We start from the raw sequence: 21,019 nt of genomic DNA, 5'->3' as shown, positions 1-21,019 counted from the left end.
TAAATCATGAAAATGCTCTTCTTTGTTTTCTTCTAAATACTTCATAAGTTCTTTAAATTCCATTCATATCGCCTCCTATACTCATTATATCATAAGCTGTCAGGAGAATATAGAATTTAAATCTTATTATTCTTTTATAAAACTTTTTAGATGTAAATCCTCTAAAAAACAAGAGCTGATTTTTCGTAAAATTGATTATTTCGAGGTTCATCAACAATAATTTCTTTTGCCTGTTTTGATTCTTTAAAGGCAAACATTTCTGGTTGCTGACCTGTATTATCATATAAAGTATAACAATCTATCAAATCTTTAATTTTACAAAATGTAATTGCTACTTTCATATGGCTTTCTTCAATAATATGTTCCGGAACCAATCTTCCTGTTAGTTTAAAACGTATGTTTGATCGTTCTAAAGCAACCTTTATTGGAACATCCACAATGATTGCGTTAATACTGAATTCAGCTTGTCTTAATTGTTGAATCAATTTTTTATATTTCTCTACATTTTTCATTGTACCATCATACATAAAGCTTATTCTTCTCTTTATACAGATTTTTAAAAGTTTCATGGTAATATCACTACTTTCATCATGAACCAAAAAAGCTGCTTTTTTTATTAATTCTGTATCCCCGGTTTCCATTAATTGTTGATATTCTGGTATTTTTTCTTTGACCTTATCAGAATCTATCCAAATCAAATGTTTCTTCTTAAGTCTATACCCCTTACTGACTAACTCTCCTATTGAGCTTTTTCCAGCAGCAGAACCACCACCAAGTAATATGGCTTCCGGTTCTTTTTCTTGCTGTGAATGTTTATTTAAAAATGATTCAATAATCTCATTATGTAGAGCCTCACGTTCTATTACATACTCCCCATTAATTACGTATCTTTCTTGAGTTGTTCTCAATTGACCTTCTCCCCTTCTATAAATAAATATTAGGTTCTCTTCAAAGTTAGAGAATTTAATTTCCTATGTACTTATACCTTTTCTCTCTTGTTTCTACTTAAGATCATTCTTACTGTGATTTCATATAGCTCTTTTAGTTAGATGCTATATGTATTAATTCGTCATTACACATTCTTTCTAAACAACCATATTTCTCTTTAACTTAATACCTACTTTATATATCCACTTAAACAAATAAAAAAGGACTCCTTTAAGTCGATTAATTGTGCATGGCAAAATAAGCTATATACACTAATCGGCTCAAAGAAGCCCTTTCAAAATTGAAACAAGAACACAACTTGCTTCTACAACTCAACCACAACACATAAGGTGTGGGAATAAACGGAATCAAATAAACTAACAATATAATTATATATTACATAATAAAATTATAATTCTCAAGAGTATTTCATTCAAACATTCCTACAGTGCTTCTACAGTAGGAATATCAGCTGGTGCCCACTTTAAATGCTTTAAATCTTTAATACTCATCCATTTTAGCTCTGCATGCTCAAGAGCTTTAGGTTCACCTGCCATGATTCTTGCTTTATATGTAGTAAGATGAACAACAATAGTTTCATACTCGTACTCGATCTCCTCCACCTTCTCATCTACAACAATTTTACACCCAAGCTCCTCTTTAATCTCACGAATTAATGCAACTTGTGGCTTTTCTCCCTTGTTTATCTTACCACCCGGAAATTCCCAATAGTTCGGTAACGTCATTTTAGGAGAACGTAATGCACATAAAACTTCATTATTTTCATTAACAATTACCGCACCAACAACTGATATTTTTCTCTTCATACTTACTCACTTCCTTATACAGATTAATTAATACTTACTATCTTATATTAATTCATTTTTTAACACCAAATTTTCCGTCTAATTGATGATTAAACTATCAACTACAAAATCGCTTAAAAACGTTACGAAAAAATATGAAACAAAACAATTTCAATTCTTACATCCTCTCTTCAAAAGGGGATATTTTGTATTTCACAAATATTAAGTATAGCCCTGAGGAACGACCATTTTTTATTATTGTATCGCAAAGTGATCTTTCCATTTTCATTGTACCTAAATTAGAAGTAAAAACGTATTTTCTATTTTTTCTTATAGGATTCATTTACTCTCTTTTCTACATAATGTGAACTGACTGATCTTTTAATTTTAAAAATCAAGCTTTACTTCCGTAAGGCATAAGAAAAATTATTATTTTAGTAATATATCTATTTTTTGTAAGTCACCTATTTAGATACAAATTTTTAACAGTTCCCCTTCACTTTCTTATTTATAATTAAACCGTTTTCATCAAATTAATTATATATGGATAATAAATCCCTTCAAAAAATTTCTTTCTTTTTATAAAAACTTATATACTTCATTTACCTTTCATGCTAATATACAAATATTGCAATTTTATTATTAACAATTTATAACAGGAGATGAAAAGATGAAAGGACTTGAATTTTCGACTAGCTTATTATTCTTTTGGATAAAAGGTAGAGTAGACGTTGATAATAGGTTTATAAAAACTAATTTATCAAACACATTATTAGGATTTATTCCTGCTGGTAAAGACCAACAAAACATTCCTCTAAAAAATATTTCAGGAGCTATGTTATCTACCAAGTATTTTTTCAAACCAATTATTTTAGGAATTCTAATCTTCTTATTTGGATTAGGTACCTTAAGTGATAGTTTTATTGGTGGGTTAATTTTTCTACTAATAGGTATTGGAATTGCAGGTAGTGGCATTCAAACAATATTAAGAATTGAAAAAGCAGGAACACCTTATCATATTAGTGTCCCATTCTTTGAAAAAGAAAAAATGCAATTATTAAATGATATTATACACAACGCTTTAGCAGATGACACAGACAAAACAGATTTAAATTTATTCTTCGATAAAAAATCACAGTAAATATTATTATATTTAAAATAAAACCTTATAATAGAATTATATTAATTAATTCTATTATAAGGTTTTTAAATTTATCTAACTAACAACTTTTTCTCATATGAATAGCATGTACTTGCTCATAATACAAAACGTTTTTTATACGTAACAGTATATAAAAGCTGACACTTTATGTATGTTGAACAATCGCTTCCTGCCATCCCTTGTTCGAAGCCAATTCATCTCCCACCTACTCACTGAGCAGTGCCCCTTCACACTCCTTGACTAAAATGATAAATGTGGACAATTTGTTAAACATACAAGAAAAGTTTCCTGCTTTATGACAGGAAACTTTTCACATACTATTTATCTAAAAACCTAAGATTCCTACAATCTGACGAGCTTTAGCATTATCTATATAATAATGCATCTCTAATCCCTTTCTTTCTGCACGAAGTACGGTTCCCCTTAATTTTGATAGATGCTGTGAAACAGTAGATTGTGGGAGTTTTAATATTTCCGTTAACTGCGTAACATTACATATTTTATGATGCATTAATTCACTTACAATTTGTAATCGTACCGGATGTGCCATTACTTTTAAAACATCTACGTCTTCTTCGCGGATTTCAGCTAGATCTCTATCAGTTACTACTGTTTTCATTACGCATTCTCCTTTATTATTAATTTCTATTTTTCTTATTATCCTTATAAATAGTACTTATAGATGATTACGATTTGTCCTGTTGAGAAAATTTATTCTCTTCTTAAAGCAAAAAGGAAACCTATCCTGAAAACAGTTTTTCACATAACTTTGATCTATGTTTAACACGCTTTGCTAAGCAAAAGTGCTTCTCCTATCCTTTGTTTAAAGCAAATAAAGAATTCTGCTTTTGCCTTCACGTCCTGAAAAATTGATAAGCAATATCCCCCATCTCACACTCTACAAAATAATCATTTTATTTCTCAACAAAGATACCTGGAATTAAAATACCAAAAATGGTAATATGAAGTCACCTTCAGTTGTCAATTGTGTCCCTTTTTGAAAGGCCCTGTCTATAATGACAAGGCCTTTTAAATTTCCCTAACCTAAAATATCCTTTTTATTTCGTCTTTTAGTTAACCCAAATAATACGAACGAATATAGTACGTTTTATCACTTTTACTTCGCCCAATTATCTTATACCTAATTTTAAATGTATAATCCCAAAATAATTATTAGAAACCCCTTTATTTTTCTATAAAATTGGGCTTACGAATGCTAATTTAACCCCATTTAAATCTCTCTTATAGTAAAAATTGACCTTATACACAATCTAATTAATAAACTGTGATATAACGGGAATAGAAATTAAGTTTATTTTTAAATAAAAAGAAGAGTTAACTTTTGATTAACTCTTCTTTTTTGCAATTTCCCGCTCGTTATTAACAATTAATTTACGAAAATGCTCTTCCCTATTTTCTTTTATAAACTTCATCATTGCTATTAGCTTTACTCAAATTAGCTCCTAGAAGTTACATTTTTCATACAATACTGATTCATAACAGGGTTATATGAATCAACTCTACGTTTTTTCATAATTTATTAAAAATCTACGCTACATAGTGAATGTTTGTTTCTATCCAATTACTTGCCTCTTTAATCAAAATACTAACTTCTTCTATCAGTTTAAACTCTTGGAAAATCTTAATTATTCACCAATATAAATGTACCAGCCCTTATAATTAGCCGTTTGTCCCATTTTTATTTTATGTCGGCCTTTATCAAAGGCATATTCTACATTTACATTTTTGACCAATCGATCAATCTCTTTGTCTAGATTTAAATCAGGGTATATCATAGTAACCCATCTTTTCGTCAACTCAATAGATGGGTTATAATTTTCGAAGCTAATAGTAAAATTATTACCGCCCTTTTCATCTATACTCAATGGTCCATACCAATCTTTATTTTCTTTTAACATTTTAGATGAAGCTAAATATAGTACAGCACTTGTCTCCCAATACTTTATATCTAGATTATATTTCTCATTTATCTCCTTAATGAGATTCTGCGCCTCTTTAGATATAGATTTACTATACACGAGAACAATATCCACTAACGATTTATTAAAAGTGAAATCATCTGTTACCATGGATCTCGGTATCCCCAACGGCATTACTTCAGGTTGTCCCGGCTTCTCTAACTTACGCATTGCATTATATAGAAACTGTGCATATTGCTCACGAGTTACTACTTTTTTAGGCTCAAATAAATTGTCACCTGTGCCCACAGCAATTTTGTTTTCTTGTAGGGCACTAATCGCCTCAGTAGCCCAATAATTTTTTTCCACATCATTAAAAGTAGTAATAGATTGTTGCTTTAAATTAAATGTTTTTTGTAAAATGGCCGCCAATTGTTCACGAGTTAATACATCATTTGGACCAAATTCATTATCCCCATATCCATTCATAAGACCAGAACTGACAACAGCATAAATTTCTTTTTCAAACATAGTACCTTTTACATCTTTAAATTGATCTTCAAACCTATCACCTACAAGTAATGGCTGTAGATACACATATAGCAGACGAGCTGCTTGTCCCCGCGTAATATTATCGCCTAATCCAAACATTCCATTTCCATACCCAGCTATCATTTTTTTATCTTTTAGATGCATAATTGCATCATAAGACCAGTGACTTGCAGGAACATCTTTAAATGTTGTGTCTGCTTGTACATTCGTTAAAGATGTTAATGTCGTCGTAGCAAGTGTAGCTCCTATTAATAAAAGCATTTTTGTTAGTTTCATACTGTAATCCCCTTATTTCTAAAATTTATTATTACAAATAATTTTAATCAGCTTATATTATCTCTTCCTAATATATATTAACATAAAATGTAATAATCATTATATATTAATATACAATTATTATTACACTCGTACATGAATAACCTCTGTTCTACTCTTGGAATACTTCAAAAAAGATTCCATTGAGTATGTATGTAAAAGATTTGTTAATAGCAAATAAAGCAGAATTTACTATCAAAATTATTAAATATTTAATAGCATTAAGGCATTACATGAATCACAAAATACTTAAACTTTTTAACTAACTAAAATTATATAGACCAAAAAGAACCCCGTGATAAGAAAAACTATTCAAAGTGGGAATCTGCAACTTTTGTATAAAACATTTTATTTAATGCCTTTATTTCTCGATAATAGCTATATCAAAGTTATTGTCTCTTGTTAGTAGCTTCCAATATTATGTATAATGAAATTATCATTTTACCAATAAACGGTAATGAAGAGGTGATACATGTAAATAAACCAAACGTATCATCGAGATATTAAAGGATCTATTCAATGTACATTAAGATACATATGTAGGATTTAAGATCATCGAATTTTATGTACAGATTGAATTCCTACAAGATGGAAGATTGGTAGCAAATGTACTCAAGAAAAAAGAGCATTCAATTTGCTTAATGTTATAAAACTACTTGATGTGACATCTGTTGAATGAATTAAAAACATACTCAGGGGGAATTTCAAATGAAAACATTTAGTAAAGTATTATTAGCGGGAACATTGGCTCTTGGCAGTTTAGCAGCAATGAATGTGGAAACACCGAAAGCTCATGCTGATGGAGCGAGCGAATATTGTCGTTACATTTGTGGTCCTAAAGAAACATTAAATAATTTTACAATTCAACTTTCAGATACGAAATACAGACTGGGACAAAATATCATTCTACGAGCAACAAATGATAATGCATATGATGTACATTACACAGCATCTTTTGAAAAACAATACAATACTGGTTGGGGTTATTATGACGCTGATTTTCACTTTGGTTCATTATTACCAGCTGGAACAAATGTATATGAAGATTTTGATGCTGAGACTGGCAATGGTGGAGCAATTTCTGAACCAGGAACATATCGCATGAAAATTGAAGTAACACATGCAGATGGACGCGTTGATACAATGTACACAGCGCCAATTACATTAGCAAATTAAATAATAAGGTTGCTTCATATCTTATTGTTTTTATTATCTATTAAATATTTATTCAAAGTACCTAATCTTTTTATTCGTATTAGGTACTTTGAATAATAGTTTTATTAATAGGTTACGTTCCCTATTAATAGGTATTGAAGATGCAGAAATTGATATTCAAACAATATTAAGGGTTAAAAAATAGGAATACCTTCTCTTATAATTGTCCCATTATTTAAACACTAAAGGGATTCACTATTTACAGCATTAGTTTACTTCTTTCCATAATGACAATGCAAAAATCCAATTTGGATCTCCATTCCCTTGATAACTCTGAACTGCCTCATACACCTTATTCTCATGAACTACTCTATCTCCTGCTTTATACGCTTTACGCGCATCCCATTGTTCATAAGAGTTTTCTTGTCCTTTTGTTATAACTGTGATGGCATCACTTTTCATTGATTCATTACCTGATGTATCGACAGCAGATACAACATACTTATATGCTGTATTCGCTTGCAAATCTTTGTCCATAAATGAAGTTGTATTAGCAGTACCTATTTCTTTCATGGTCCCTCCAACTTCTCTGTATACAATATAATGGCTCACATCTACATTATCCTCCGATGGACCCCACATTAAATCAATACTACTCGTAGTGGTTCCCATACTGTGTAATCCTTTAGGCTGGGTCGGTGCTTCTGTATCTGGTTTTTCCTCTGTTGTTTTAATAACTAGTGCTTCACTTTCCTCAGATATATTCCCTGCAGCATCTACTGCTCTTACTGTATACGTATATTCTGTGTTTGGGCTTAATTTTTTATCAATTATACTAGTACCGACTACAGTATTAATTAACTCCCCATTACGTAACACTTGATATTCTTTCACCCCTTCATTGTCTGTTGCAGGTTTCCAATTAAGTTCTACACTATTTGAAGTAGCTTTTATTACTTTTAATTCAGATGGCTGGGTTGGTGCCTCTTTATCTGGTTTTTCATCATTTATTAGATTCACATCAATCACGTTATAGAAAGCGTTTACAGTATCAGCTACATCCCAAACAGCTAAAATAACATGATACCCACTACGATCAGTTGGTACATTGATTTTATGTGATAAGTTATTAGTCGCTTTAGAACCATCGTGTTTTACAGTACCAATTAACTCGAAGTCTGCTCTTGTTAAAGGTTTATTTGGATCCCATCCCTTTTTCGTGATGTAATAGTGCCATTGACTTGTTGAATGAGGAGCTGTGTATTTCCAAGTGAAGGTATTTTCTCCGCCCTTAATCCGTATTCTTAAACCATCGATCAGCCGTTTGTTGATCAAGAATCCCACCATGCTGAAGCAATTTTCCCGTCTGCTGGTCCACCCTGTGGAAACCCTTTAGGAGCTTCTAAACTTTGCGGTTCATACATTATATTTCCACAATTAGAATTCAGCGCTCCATAATTTTGACTGCATAAAGCTGCACGGCTACCTGGCTTTTCAACAAACCCATGTGCATAGGCATTTTGAGGAATAAGAGTTGTACTCATAATTCCCACTGCTACTGCAGCAGCACTTAATCCTTTTTTACTTGTAGCCATTTTTCTAAACTGCCCTAGAATTTTTTTATTCATACTACTAGTCCCCTCCTATTAAGTTTCTTACTATATTAAGAGCATGGATGTAAGTGAAGGCTAAACACGTATAACTAAAATTAACAATTGAATACAAAATCTCATAATTTCATACTCAACTATTCTTTTACCTTCATTACATTTAAATAACCCTATAGTTAAATTATCACATACTAATTTATTAAAATTACACAGAAATTATGACGGTTATTGGACTTTTTTCCTGTAACCCTCTTTTTGTCTTAAAAATTCTTCTTAATGCAATTTTAGAATAAAGCTTTATCAAAAATACTTCTTAGGCCATATGTAATAACTAATAATTTTTCGAAATGAAAACGTGTACTGTCATAGATAATCATCTTTAGATACATTTTTCATTTTTAAATATTCACATTGACATACTGAATCGTGAAAGGAAGGATTCCCCCTTCTCTTTCTTATATTTTAGAATGAAAAACGTATGCCTTCCTACAATTACCTATACGAATTTAAGAAATAAATAATTCAAAAGGAAAAATAAAAATACTACAACAAAGAATTTCCATTTGTTTCTTTTCGTTGATTTTCCAGCATGTTGTATATAAAAAAGCAAGGCAATACCTGCCATGATAATTAAAAATATTTGATAATAATCAATCATCTTTAATACCCCCTCCATACAAAAAATAAGAAGCCTCTTTTTGAGAGACTTCTTATTTTTAATACAAACGACATACATAGGCTAAATATACACAATAAAATTAGGATGCTGAACCTTATTGCACCTTTATTATAACATATAACATCTTATTTTTGTTTAATAATTCCGAATTATACAACTTTATCAACAATTGAGTATTTATTTACATATAATACACAATAAAAAAACAACAAAATATTCACTTATAAAACCAACGTATGTAAAAACCAGCTACCATCCCATTCATAGTTTTGAAAATTTGTCCTCTACTTCTTTTAAGAATACTTTAAACTTCGGATAGATTACCTTATATCGACATCTTATGTATGCAGAATTACATATCATTCCCCATTGAAAATCATTCTCGTTGTAACTATAATGGTTTCAAGGAGTGATATTTTCACTTCCTTTTCAAATCTCACAATATATTAAAGGAGGAACTAGCATTATGAAAAAAGTTATTTTAGCAGGGGCATTAGGAATTGCAGTACTATCAGGTATGAATTTACCAGGAGCAGAGGCACCTAAAGCGAGTGCGGCAACTACTAATTTAGAAATTCAAGAAGTTACAAAATATTACTCTATGAGTTCCTATGAAGTTTCTCAAAAAGAATCATTTAATCTTAATAAAGGGGAAGAACTTACGGTCTTTGTACAAAATTCCGGGTTCCCAATTTCTTATACAGTCTTTGATGCAGATGATCAAGTAATTGGCACATACAATGCTAATTCACCATACGGTCGCGTATTCAAAGCACAAAAAGACGGTAATTTTTCTGTTCAATTTCAAGCAGGAGTAAATTCTTCTTACATGAAAAAGATGAATTTCACAGCCAAATTTGCAGTGTCTAAATTTAACTAGCAATAAAAAATTTCAATAGCCTCTTTAAAAACAAATGAAAAAGGTATATCCCTTCAATGGGATATACCTTTAACTTTAGTGAATTTTATATTGACCTGATAATTGCTCTTGCGCCATACGAACTAAACGTTTCGTAATTTCTCCACCTACTGAACCATTTGCTCTTGCTGTTGAATCCGGTCCAAGTGTAACACCAAACTCCTGAGCAATTTCATATTTCATTTGTTCAATTGCACTTGCTGCAGCTGCTATTAAGATTTCGTTTGAATTATTATTTTCGCGAATTTGCATTTTTTAAACACCTCCGTTGAATTTGGTAATATCATGCTCCATTTCCAACAAAATATGCAAAAAAAATTATTCGTTTAGCCATTTTACATATATACCTAAGCTTTCACTCTTTATTTGGGAATAATTAAAGGCATAGGTCATACCTATACCTTCTCCTATCCTACTTACTTTTGAATTCCCCTATTAACTCCTGTAACTCTTGGGAGAGCCAATTTAAAGAATTCGCCAACTCTGCAATATCTTGTACATACAGTTCTTGCTCTTTCATACTTGTCTCTACATTACTACTGCTATTCACATATGTATTTGCAATGTGTGATAATTCATTTACAATCTGAACAATAGTTTGATTATCTTTTAAAATGTCGCTTGAATTATTCGAAGCCACTTTAATTTGACTGGCAACAGATTGTGCTGATTCTGAAATCTTTTCAAAAAAAGAACGGCCACTTTGAACAAGTGTTATTCCTGATTCTACTTCCTTTGAACTCTTCTGTATGGTTCTTACAGCCTCATCTGCTTCAGCTTGGGTTTCATCAATTAATTTAGCTATATCCCTTGCAGATGCCTCGGTTTTTTCCGCTAATATACGTACCTCATCCGCAATAACTGAAAATCCTTTCCCCACCTCTCCAGCACATGAGGCTTCAGTAGAAGCATTTAAAGCTAATAAACTTGTTTGATTTGACATAGTTGTAATTACATTAAGAATTTCACTAATTTCCTTAGATCGTGCTTCTAATGCATACATACTAGAAGATACATCTTGAACTGTATCTTGGATTCTTTTCATTTGATTCACAATTTGCTTAATCAAATCTTTTCCTTCTCCAGAATGCTGTTCCATGTCTTCCGAAGCAGTCGCAACTTGTTTTGCAGCTCCTTTAATTTCTTCCACCTTACTTTCCATTTCTTGAACAATTCCTAAACATTTTTGCACTACATATTCATGAGAATGTGCTCCTAAATTTAATCCTGTAATAGCACTTGCAATTCCTTTAAAGGCTATGCTATTCTCTTTTGTACTTACCGACAATTCCTGTGAAAATGTCGAAACCTGTTCAGCAGTCTGCCTTACTTTATCTATAATCCTATTAAACTTTTTAATAGTGTTATTAAAATAGATATTAGTTATCCCTATATCATCAGACCTTTCATTCAATTTAATACTTAAATCCCCTTCACCAACTTTACGTAACCCTTCTTGTAAATCCTTTAAAGGCGATAGAGAGTTTCGTGAAATGAATATTTGAATTGTAATTGCGATTGTTAATGAAATTATTATAAATAGTAAACCGTGCACTATAAATTCTTTCTTTGTAAGAGGAATAATAGATGCGTCCAAATCTGCTGCAACAATTGCAATTATATTATTATCTTCATCTGTAATTGGCTCTAAAATTGTTACCCATGTACCTAGTACATCTTCATATACTTCTGTCATTTGTGCCTGTTTCGTTTTCATTACTTTGTCGTATGTCTTCTTCCAATGAGTAGGATGCTCATAATAGTCACCTGTTTTTACAGAACCTAGTTTTACAGAAACTGTATTTGCTAATTCTGTATTCAAAGCTACTAACTGTAATTCAGCTTTATCATTTAGTTTGGCTCCTGTAACATATGTTTGTCCGACACTTTTCATATCTTTTATAGCTTTATCTAATTGCTCTGTCAATTTGTCTTTCTTCACTCTTTGTGCTGTGGGGTCTTTTGCTACATCTCTTACTATTTCTAGGTCTAATTGATTTATTATTGTATCTCCTGTTTCAAAAGACTGCCTTTCAAATATAAACATCATACTATTTTGAAACATGTTAAAACTTAACGCCCCCATACTTCCCACAAGCGTCAGAATTACTAATACCGTTAGTAATACATTTTTCTGAAGCAACGATAGCTTATGCCAATATTTTTTCATTGATTTCACCTTTCTTATTTTCAACAATACAAAAACAAAGTAGTAACATATTAAAAGGTTCTATTTCTTTTATTAACTTAAACATTAAAATAGCATACTTGTCATTCAATCAAACGTTCCAATTTTTTTGTTTGATAGAGTTTCTTTCCTTTTATACTGATAATTTCACTATAATTAAAGCAATAATTTAACGAATCTAAGCATTTGTGTATATAAATACAAAAGCATGATACCCTTGTAATCAGCATTAAAATGCAGCTAATTTTCAACACTCTTTTATATAGCAGCACTAAAGAAATAAAAGTTATGACACTTTTGAATAATAATGCTAAAGTTTAATTTCTATTTTTGAAGCCAATTCTGATCTATTGTACAAATATTAGTTTTCCCATTTGCAATCTCATCTTTTATATATCCAGCTGATTTTGGAAATCTATTAGTAGGAAGACGTTAACCTTCTACTACTTCACCTTTTCCATTTGTACTGATACCTTCTAGATCATTTATGTTAAGAGTTATTTTTAAACAAAGACAAGAATTCCTAAGCCCTTATCTTTGGTTATCTTTATCTTGCACAACAAAAACAAACCGAACGGTTCCGTTCAGTTTCCTATTTTATAACTATTTTCCTTATTTTTCTATAACATTTTAACGTATTCCCCGAAAGAATTCTCCTTCCTCAAGCGTGTGAAGGGCGTAGCCCAACGATAGGTGGGAGATGAATTTCGGTTTGGCATAGCCAAAAACTTTTGATAAACTAGCTATATGAAGTTCTTTGATAACTTGATATAGAAGGTTGCAGGAAGAAAATAGAGTGCGAAAACCAAGCCATTCGGTTCCTGCGTAAAATATCAACCGTACCAAAAGAGCGTCCATGCGTTGGACATCTAGGGGTGGAACACCCCGAAGTAACGCTCAGGGAGACGAAAGGTTACTTTCGTCACGGAACTGAGAAGCTCCCACTTCAAGCTTTGCTAAGTGGTGAGTAGTTCACTATCTACTTGTACAAAGTTAGCCTAAACACTTTTAGCCTAATCCAATATATTTCTTCAATTATCTTAAAGTCATCTGAAATAGCACAATCAGTAAATTCTTATTACGAAACTTATGTATTAATAAATACTAAAGGACATACTCCTAAAATATAAGCCATGGATGTAATTGTAGTACGATTTTCATCAGTAATAAACGTACACATGTTAAACAAAAAAAGACTCAATTATTTATATCTCATTCCTTCTTTTAATATAAATCGACTGCTTTTTTCTTAAATTCTACTTCATCAGTGGTGCTAATTTTACTCATAGAAAACTCCCCTCCATAGTAAACAGGTTAATGTGTTTTCTTTATCCTATCTACTATAAGGGGAGTATAGCATAGCTTCTTTTTTGTAAAAGATCTAAGATTCTAGTGCAGTAATTAATTGCTGACGTTCTTTATCTCTAAAAATTTTAATTTCATGTTTAAACTCATAATTTCCTTCTTTAAATCTAACCCATTCCTTACTTGTCCAATATACAACATCTACATTTGCATCTAAAATTACAGAACATATGTCAACTAACTCTTCCTCGTAAAATGGCGCTTCTTTCGCTAGTTCAAAAGCTATTACTTTTGGATCCTTACTTTTAATTTGAAGTTCCCTTGAAGTTTGTCCTAGATACTGCCATGGAGAATGTAGGGATTGCACATAGAAATTTTGAGTTTCTTTAAACTGTGATGGAGAATGCATTGTAGCAGCAAATGTAGGTTTACTCACTCCTATTGTTGCGCCTAAAGCAATAAAACCAATAATAAGTTTTTTAATCATTTTTTCAGCCCCTTTACTTATTTTGAATATGCTTCCTTTTTATACTACATTCATGTTTGTGTAAATGAAGATGATTTGACATGATTCATCATTTTTCTCAAAAACTGTATATTAATTAATCGCTGTAAATTCACCAAAAACAAAAAAAGTTTCCTTGTGGAAACTTTTTTGTTTTTGGTATACGTTATATGTATAAAAATTAGTTTTAAAAATATTTACTTATTTGTTGATAAAATTGTATATGGATATTGTTCCTACTATTATCTTCATACATTTCATGCAAAGCTTTACTACAACATGAACAAACTTATCTTATGACCGCTTTTCTTCTTACGAAATTAAGTGTTTGTTTCAATAGCTGGTTCGGGAGTCATAGAATTACTTTCTTTCTAAGCTCTATTATTCCGTTCTTTCGCCTAAAATTCCAATATCCCCATTACTTCTTTCGTAAATAGTTTAAAATCAGTTAAATGTTTTTCAATAATTTGACGAACAATATCTAAATTTACACTTTGATAATCATGAACAGCAATATTACGAAATCCAACCATTGCCTTTAACTTATTTGCAAGATCAGCGCTAAGTAATCCTGCTGTAACCAATAAATCAAAGGCCTCTCGACTAGATTGGGGTAGTCCTAATTTTTTCCCTGCAACAATATGCATTGCTAAATCAATACTCGCTTCACAAGCTCTTTGTATGTTCAATATTATTGAATCTTGTTTTGTAAAGTCCTCTAAATTTTCAGGGTCATTTCCATACACATCTTGGATTCTTTTTATACAACGCTCTATTGTAGAAATTTTATTTAAAATAACCTCATTCTTCATATATAGAACCTCTTTTCTTTATATCATCAAATACTATCTGTCGTTCTTCATTCAATTTTGAATACATTTTTAAGGTTTTCATTTCAAAAATGACCTTACGTTTTTCATCCGAACAAAATATTGTCTTTCCTGTATGTATAATCTGAGCTTGAAAAACTGTAGAAGCTTCGGATAAATCAACTAAATCAACATCTCTATGAACAATGTTAGCTAACTCCTGTGCTAATAAAAAACGTTCATAGTTCCCTAAAGTTGTGTCACTTAAATAAGCTATATCAATATCACTATCTTCTCGTTCTCTGTTCTCAGCCATTGATCCAAACACAATTATCCAATAGGGATTCACCGTCTCTTGTAATTTTTCTATAATAGCTGTTATCATGCTTTGAAAAATCATTTAATTAATCCCCCCTTATTGTACTTGAATTTTATTATATCATAACCAATCATAAATCCTTTAAACGACTACAAATACTTAAACAAAATTAGAAGCTTATTTCTGACCTGAAATTATTATAGTTCAGGAGTAGATATATTGTAGCTTTAAATCTTAAATAATTGTTAATAATCCAACACTTGTCTGTTAAATGCCTTTTATATTTTCTTCCTGCAAAAGTAAAAGACTGACAATAACTGTCAGCCTCTTACTTTTACAACTCTAAAGAACTTTAGCCTATTTCACAATGTACATTCTAATAGTTTGAGGATATATTGCTCTAACAAAGAATTATATATTAATTCACCTTTAATTTTTCTTTTACCTTTGTAGGGAGTTCGTCTTTTTTAACTTCTTCCCAAGATTTCACGCCTTTTTTCTCAGAGTAATATATACGTAAAAACGCTTCTTTACGAAGGTTTTTTAACGCTGTAAACTCCATTTCTTTCCCTTTACCATCCTTATCAAATCCAGGTAATTTATATTCGTAAGTCGTATCCCCATTTACATTTTTCTCTTTTAATTTTTCACCATCCTTGGTAATTTGCACATAATATGTATCTGTACCAAGACGATTTAAATTACACCCCGATAACAACACAGTAAACATCACAAAAACACTACACATAAGCACTATTCGTTTCATATTATTCACCTCATATCTTTTCTCACAAAAATTATATCCTAATCTATTGGCTGCCAAAATTCATTTCCATTACGCTAACATTACGTTTTTGTAAGGTAGTAAAAATAGCATAATTAAAAGGATATGAATTCATATTTCTATTGAATTCATATCCTTTGTTCTTATTGAGTAAACTATTTTGCCTCATTCTAAATAGGAGATATTTCTATTATTCTGGGAAAATGAAGTTAGAGTTTCCTTCACTATTATCGGAATCCTCTTTCGGGAACGTAATAGTAGAACCTCCATTCCCTTTATTTATTTCTTGCTCCTCAGGAAATACAATGGAAGAATCATTACCTAAGTTTGGTGAAAAACCAAGTTTAGATAAAATGGCTTTTAAGTCAGGTAAAACACCAATTTTATCAGAGATTGGATCGTTAGATTTCGTTCCAGTACTAGGGTCACTTAAAATATCCCTAAGCTGGCTTGGTGTATATACTTTTCCCTGATTATTTTTTGCAATTCCTTGAATTGATGCAGCAGCACCAGCAATAATAGGCGATGCACTAGATGTTCCAGCAAAACTAGATGTATATAGATTTGTTATAAATTCACTTGGTTTAGCATCTGTTGTATCTACTGCATTCCCCCATCCATACACATCCACCCTACTACCATAATTAGAGAAATATGAACGTTTATGAGGAACCCTTGCAGAAGCTGCCCCAACCATAATTGCCCCTGAATCTTTAAAATCAGGACTATTACGATTTAAAACTTGTTTACCATTACGGTCTCTAAATTGATCTAAATCATTTCCGCCGTTTGCACCTGCTTCAATAATAATAATTCCCTTATTTGTTCCCAGACGAATTGCATCAAATAAATCCGGTTTTACTTCTACAGGAAAATAATTCTTATCTCCATATCCATCGTAAGTTGCTTGGGCTTCTAATAAAAGAATATCTCCAGCTTGCATATTGTTAACTGCACTTAATATAGCATCAGCTGTATTATAATTTCCGTTATCCCTAAACTGAGATACAACCTTTACCTTAGCTTTTGGTGCAATCCCAATTCCACCTATGTTATTATCTTCTGCCGAAACAATACCTAAGACTGAGGTACCATGATCATGGTGTTCACTCCTATTCTGTCCGGATATCAATTCAATCTTTTGATTCACTAAATCCTCATGACTAAATAACCACCCATACTCCATATCTACGAAAGTAGTTCCTTTTCCATCTCCACCTTTTATGCTCCAGGCATAAGGTGCGTTAATTCCTAATGGTGCTGGTTCAAGGTAACCTTGTCTTGTAAGTCTAGGCTCATCATATGGATTAACAGATAAATTTGGTAAACGCTCTTCTGGTGGCGCCTCTTCCTCCTGTAAATACGCGGTTTCAACAAGAGATGATTTTTCAATTTTTGTAAGTAATGCTTGTACATCAATATCATCTTGAGTTTCTACAATATAATAGTTTAGCAAATTAGAAGAAATATGATCGGAATCTTTTATTTCTTTACCTAGATTTTTAATTTCTTTAGGATTTAAAGAACTAAAAAGTCGATTTATAGTTACATTTGGGTATTCAGCTAGAATTCCAATGAATTCAGGATCTTGTTTTTCTTCTTTAATGAATTTTTCTATTCCATCCTGATATGGTAAATTCGCTTCATTTTTAAATTTCAAAATTAATTGTTTAGTAGCTTGCTTATGTATAGTAGAATTTAATTGCTTATTTGAATAATTGTAAGTAGCTGCGTAGGCAACTTCTGATTTTTCACTTGGAAGTAATCCGCCTACTCCATTAAATGCTGTTAATGCAATTGAAGAAACTAGAATTCCCTTAAAAATTTTCAAAACGTGCACCTCTTCTTATCAATAGATAATTATAAAAAAATGTATATTACCTAACTTCTTTTTATCAAAGCGTTTTATATGTAGGACTGTATTTTCAACTCCATTCATTCTTTAATATTTGTTTATACATCATTAATACAACTAATTCATACCAGCAATTTTATTCATTCAGTTGCATAACTGTAATCATTATAGTTACAGCTTTACGAAATAGTCAACCTTAAATGCAATTTTGCATGTAAAATCATACATACTTCTATTAACTTGTCCCCAATTATTTCAAAAGAAGTTGAGCTTCTATCATTTAGAGTAATTGCATATATGTAATATAAAGCATATAAGGAGGTTAAAATGTGGTAATCTCAAGACAAGATTCCTGGACTGATGATAACGATTTACTTCTCGCATCAACAGTACTTCAGAATATTCGTAACGGTGGAACACAGTTAGCTGCATTTAAAGAAGTAGCAAAACTACTAGCTAGAACACCCGCAGCTTGTGGATTTCGTTGGAATTCTTATGTGAGAAAACAATATCAAGAAGAAATACAACAAGCAAAACAAGACCGAAAAGCGGGAAACAACATTCCCTTCTCCCCACCAGAGAAAGAAACAAACTCTTTGCCTATTACATTAGATAACATTATTCTCTTTCTACAAAATTATAAAGATGTGAATGAATTGACAAAGTTACAAAATCAAATTGAAGATTTAGAAGCTGAGAATCAATCCCTTCTACAACGTTTAAATATGTATGAAGAAGAGTATCGTATGTTACTGAATCATATTGATAAGACAAGAAATTTAATGGCAGTGGATTAAACAGCATAACTATATTGATTTTCTAGTAGGACTTTCGCCCTCCAAAATCATCATTAAAAAAGAAAATTCAGACTCTTATATTTGTATATAAGTAAAATACACATACATAATGTATGTGTATTTTTAATTTGACTATTATTAAAAGAAATATTTAGTCTATGTTACATCTTTTCTAATATTTCTTGTCTTTCACACCATTTTGTTAGCTTTTCTAATGCTTTTTTAGATAAACGTTTTGTTTTATAATTACAAAACCTAGATAATGTAGACGGAGAAATACTAATTTCATCTGCTATTTCACGAATGCTTACCTTTTTTTCATTGTGTACTTTCAGTATTTGGTCACGGATCTTTTTCTCTATTTGTTCAACTGATTCTACAGTCTTCTTTACCTCTTCAACAACGGTTACTTCAGGTAATTGTTCTTGAGGTTCTTCTATACTCTTCTTTCCAATTACCCTATCCATTGATTGTAGCATTTCTTCAGGTGGTAAAATCGTTATTCCTAAGTTAGTGTAATAATTTTTAAACCAATTACGTTTCCCAATTTGTTGTTCATCAAGTGGATCACTATACTCCCAATGAGAGATTACTTTTTCATTTTCTAAATCCATTAGAACATTTTCTAACTGTTCTCTAATACGATTCGGCTTCCAATCTTTTGGGATATCCATTACTGCTAGCAGCCCTTTGTCCCCACCTATAGAATATGGCTTTTTCAATGATGAATACATTTGTCTAATTCTCCATTGCCATGTTAAGTATCGAATTAACCTTTTATGATATTTGTGTCTATAACTATTGTATTCAAGTGCTTTTTTAGACAATAATGCTGTTGTATTATTTGATCCATATAAATAATTGGTTAAAAAGCTACCTGGCTTAATACGACAAGATTCAATACCCATATATTCATTAGTAACACTATGTCTCCACAATACAACCGAATCTAATACAAATAATCGCTTAACAACCTCACGCTTTAATTCTAGTCGTTCCCCTTCATCTTCACGATCATTTAATACTACGACTTCATTATCATCATTTAAATAGATAAAAATACTTGCTAAAGCGGCAATTCTTTTTGCTATTTTAATTTTATCTTCAGCTCGATAATATTCTTTATTTTTAACGACTGTCTTTGGAATGTTGCACATCTCTAAAACTTGCTCATATGAAAAATCAATAAACTCATCTGGAGATTTTGCTTCGTTGATCCACTGTATTGTAATTGCATCTAAACAATCTGCTGTTAAATCATCCATATTACTCATTACATCATCAACAAGGGTATTCCATCGGGCAGCTTCTTCAATATTTGTAAGTCTTAAATCCTCGTCTTTATGTGAAGAAAGTTGAGCCATCCCATTAGAAGACTTCGTTTCAATAGGATATTGTAAAACTTTGGTATTATCATCCTCTTCAAATTGATTCTTTGCAATCCCATCTCTTAATTTATAATAAACAGCAGAGTTATTTACCTCGTAATAATCCTCATGGTTCACTATATTTGTCTGATCTATATTTTGATCATTTTCTAATATTTTGGAATTTGAAGGTGCTACATTTTGAAATTCTTTGTCTATAAATCCTTCAATTTCTTTATATATTTCTTCCTTATAGGAATCAATTTTGGCATAAATTTGTACTAATGTAGTACCGGATTCTTGCTTTTTTTCTAGCCAAGACACTAATGCAGTAAATGATGAGGAAGCATGAGGTGAGGTTAATACTTTATTATTATTGTTTTCAACATCTTTAAAGTATGCATTCCACTTATTCCATACTAGATCATTCGTTTTATAAATTGGCTCAGAGATTAACAAGGCATCTCGAAACATTTGTAATAAGTTATCCACTTTATATTCCTCCCTAAACCATGGATCATAACAAAGTAGTTTTTATCATAAAATTCTTTACTACTATTTTATTTAATCTATTGTAACAGATATTCATAAGATTTTGCGTCTTTCTTTCCTTAACCCTTTAACTTGCAACATCGTTGTTCTTTCTTTTACCTACTTTTTTTACTTACATTTCTTTTGCGCTTTGCTTTCCTTAGCTCTTTAACTTGCAACAGTTTGCTCTTTCTTTTCCTTATTTCTCCTTACTTACATTCCTTTTGCGCTTTGCTTTCCCTAACTCTTCAACTTGCAACATCGTTGCTCTTTTTCTTATCTCTTTCTTTCAACTTGCATTCCTTTTGCGCTTTGTTTTCCTTAACTCTTTAGCTTGCAACATCGTTGTTCTTTCTTTTACCTACTTTTTTTACTTACATTTCTTTTGCGCTTTGTTTTCCTTAACTCTTTAGCTTGCAACATCGTTGTTCTTTCTTTTACCTACTTTTTTTACTTACATTTCTTTTGCGCTTTGCTTTCCTTAGCTCTTTAACTTGCAACAGTTTGCTCTTTCT

At 31.2% G+C, this 21,019-nt stretch carries 17 protein-coding genes and 2 pseudogenes; 5 read left to right on the top strand and 14 right to left on the bottom strand.

What is annotated here, in order from left to right:
- Positions 1–161: 161 nt before the first annotated feature.
- Together ACUN0F_RS04995 and ACUN0F_RS04990 are read right to left on the bottom strand one after the other, a co-directional pair.
- Positions 162–908, bottom strand: a complete 747-nt coding sequence (locus ACUN0F_RS04995; protein ID WP_327989274.1) for a zeta toxin family protein — start codon at positions 906–908, stop codon at positions 162–164.
- A 462-nt stretch (positions 909–1,370) separates the two neighbouring features.
- A complete protein-coding gene (locus ACUN0F_RS04990) occupies positions 1,371–1,754 on the bottom strand; it encodes a (deoxy)nucleoside triphosphate pyrophosphohydrolase (RefSeq protein ID WP_087983704.1) in 384 nt (127 codons plus the stop codon).
- 122 nt (positions 1,755–1,876) lie between these two features.
- Between ACUN0F_RS04990 and ACUN0F_RS04985 the strand changes: the two are divergent.
- Positions 1,877–2,101: pseudogene (locus tag ACUN0F_RS04985) on the top strand (aminopeptidase P family N-terminal domain-containing protein); the annotation flags it as partial.
- A gap of 302 nt (positions 2,102–2,403) precedes the next feature.
- Positions 2,404–2,874 carry a hypothetical protein gene (locus ACUN0F_RS04980; protein WP_087983702.1) on the top strand — a complete coding sequence of 157 codons (471 nt, stop codon included), beginning with the start codon at positions 2,404–2,406 and terminating at the stop codon, positions 2,872–2,874.
- Positions 2,875–3,220: 346 nt separating this feature from the next.
- Here the strand turns inward: ACUN0F_RS04980 and ACUN0F_RS04975 are convergent, their stop codons facing one another.
- Both ACUN0F_RS04975 and ACUN0F_RS04970 read right to left on the bottom strand, forming a co-directional pair.
- Positions 3,221–3,514 (bottom strand): ArsR/SmtB family transcription factor, encoded by a 294-nt coding sequence (locus tag ACUN0F_RS04975; RefSeq protein WP_087983701.1) that lies wholly within the window; start codon positions 3,512–3,514, stop codon positions 3,221–3,223.
- 1,027 nt (positions 3,515–4,541) lie between these two features.
- Positions 4,542–5,642 carry an S-layer homology domain-containing protein gene (locus tag ACUN0F_RS04970; RefSeq protein ID WP_445539212.1) on the bottom strand — a complete coding sequence of 367 codons (1,101 nt, stop codon included), beginning with the start codon at positions 5,640–5,642 and terminating at the stop codon, positions 4,542–4,544.
- 747 nt (positions 5,643–6,389) lie between these two features.
- Here ACUN0F_RS04970 and ACUN0F_RS04965 point away from each other — a divergent pair.
- Positions 6,390–6,857, top strand: a complete 468-nt coding sequence (locus ACUN0F_RS04965; protein ID WP_149214112.1) for a hypothetical protein — start codon at positions 6,390–6,392, stop codon at positions 6,855–6,857.
- Positions 6,858–7,103: 246 nt separating this feature from the next.
- Here ACUN0F_RS04965 and ACUN0F_RS04960 read toward each other — a convergent pair.
- Both ACUN0F_RS04960 and ACUN0F_RS04955 read right to left on the bottom strand, forming a co-directional pair.
- Positions 7,104–8,464 (bottom strand): annotated as a pseudogene (locus tag ACUN0F_RS04960) (lytic polysaccharide monooxygenase).
- Positions 8,465–8,942: 478 nt separating this feature from the next.
- Positions 8,943–9,104: a hypothetical protein gene (locus ACUN0F_RS04955; protein ID WP_445539211.1), complete on the bottom strand. Its 162-nt coding sequence runs from the start codon at positions 9,102–9,104 to the stop codon at positions 8,943–8,945.
- 487 nt (positions 9,105–9,591) lie between these two features.
- Here ACUN0F_RS04955 and ACUN0F_RS04950 point away from each other — a divergent pair, with 487 nt between their 5' ends.
- A complete protein-coding gene (locus ACUN0F_RS04950; RefSeq protein ID WP_445539210.1) occupies positions 9,592–10,005 on the top strand; it encodes a hypothetical protein in 414 nt (137 codons plus the stop codon).
- Positions 10,006–10,080: 75 nt separating this feature from the next.
- On the opposite strand, the gene ACUN0F_RS04945 is transcribed toward ACUN0F_RS04950, so the two are convergent.
- The 7 genes from ACUN0F_RS04945 to ACUN0F_RS04915 form a co-directional block, all read right to left on the bottom strand.
- Positions 10,081–10,296 (bottom strand): alpha/beta-type small acid-soluble spore protein, encoded by a 216-nt coding sequence (locus tag ACUN0F_RS04945; RefSeq protein ID WP_001167047.1) that lies wholly within the window; start codon positions 10,294–10,296, stop codon positions 10,081–10,083.
- Between the two features lie 160 nt (positions 10,297–10,456).
- Positions 10,457–12,214: a methyl-accepting chemotaxis protein gene (locus tag ACUN0F_RS04940; protein ID WP_445539209.1), complete on the bottom strand. Its 1,758-nt coding sequence runs from the start codon at positions 12,212–12,214 to the stop codon at positions 10,457–10,459.
- Between the two features lie 1,399 nt (positions 12,215–13,613).
- Positions 13,614–14,024 carry a hypothetical protein gene (locus tag ACUN0F_RS04935; protein WP_445539208.1) on the bottom strand — a complete coding sequence of 137 codons (411 nt, stop codon included), beginning with the start codon at positions 14,022–14,024 and terminating at the stop codon, positions 13,614–13,616.
- A 416-nt stretch (positions 14,025–14,440) separates the two neighbouring features.
- Positions 14,441–14,854 carry a type VII toxin-antitoxin system HepT family RNase toxin gene (hepT, locus tag ACUN0F_RS04930; protein ID WP_000787540.1) on the bottom strand — a complete coding sequence of 138 codons (414 nt, stop codon included), beginning with the start codon at positions 14,852–14,854 and terminating at the stop codon, positions 14,441–14,443.
- The gene (gene mntA / locus ACUN0F_RS04925) at positions 14,844–15,251 is read right to left on the bottom strand and encodes a type VII toxin-antitoxin system MntA family adenylyltransferase antitoxin (RefSeq protein WP_061139845.1); all 408 of its coding nucleotides are present in this window, start codon (positions 15,249–15,251) and stop codon (positions 14,844–14,846) included. Before mntA ends, hepT begins: the two co-directional genes overlap by 11 nt.
- A 337-nt stretch (positions 15,252–15,588) precedes the next feature.
- Complete coding sequence (locus ACUN0F_RS04920) at positions 15,589–15,936, bottom strand: YxeA family protein (protein WP_445539207.1); 348 nt, start codon at positions 15,934–15,936, stop codon at positions 15,589–15,591.
- A 208-nt stretch (positions 15,937–16,144) separates the two neighbouring features.
- Positions 16,145–17,785, bottom strand: coding sequence for a S8 family peptidase (locus ACUN0F_RS04915; protein WP_445539206.1), 1,641 nt, complete (start codon positions 17,783–17,785; stop codon positions 16,145–16,147).
- Between the two features lie 353 nt (positions 17,786–18,138).
- Here ACUN0F_RS04915 and ACUN0F_RS04910 point away from each other — a divergent pair, with 353 nt between their 5' ends.
- Positions 18,139–18,606: an RsfA family transcriptional regulator gene (locus ACUN0F_RS04910; protein WP_445539205.1), complete on the top strand. Its 468-nt coding sequence runs from the start codon at positions 18,139–18,141 to the stop codon at positions 18,604–18,606.
- Between the two features lie 161 nt (positions 18,607–18,767).
- On the opposite strand, the gene ACUN0F_RS04905 is transcribed toward ACUN0F_RS04910, so the two are convergent.
- Positions 18,768–20,465 carry a helix-turn-helix domain-containing protein gene (locus ACUN0F_RS04905; RefSeq protein ID WP_445539204.1) on the bottom strand — a complete coding sequence of 566 codons (1,698 nt, stop codon included), beginning with the start codon at positions 20,463–20,465 and terminating at the stop codon, positions 18,768–18,770.
- Positions 20,466–21,019: the final 554 nt, after the last annotated feature.

The sequence above is a fragment of the Bacillus sp. 1A genome (assembly GCF_052682215.1).
This window is presented reverse-complemented; position numbering and strand designations above follow the sequence as displayed.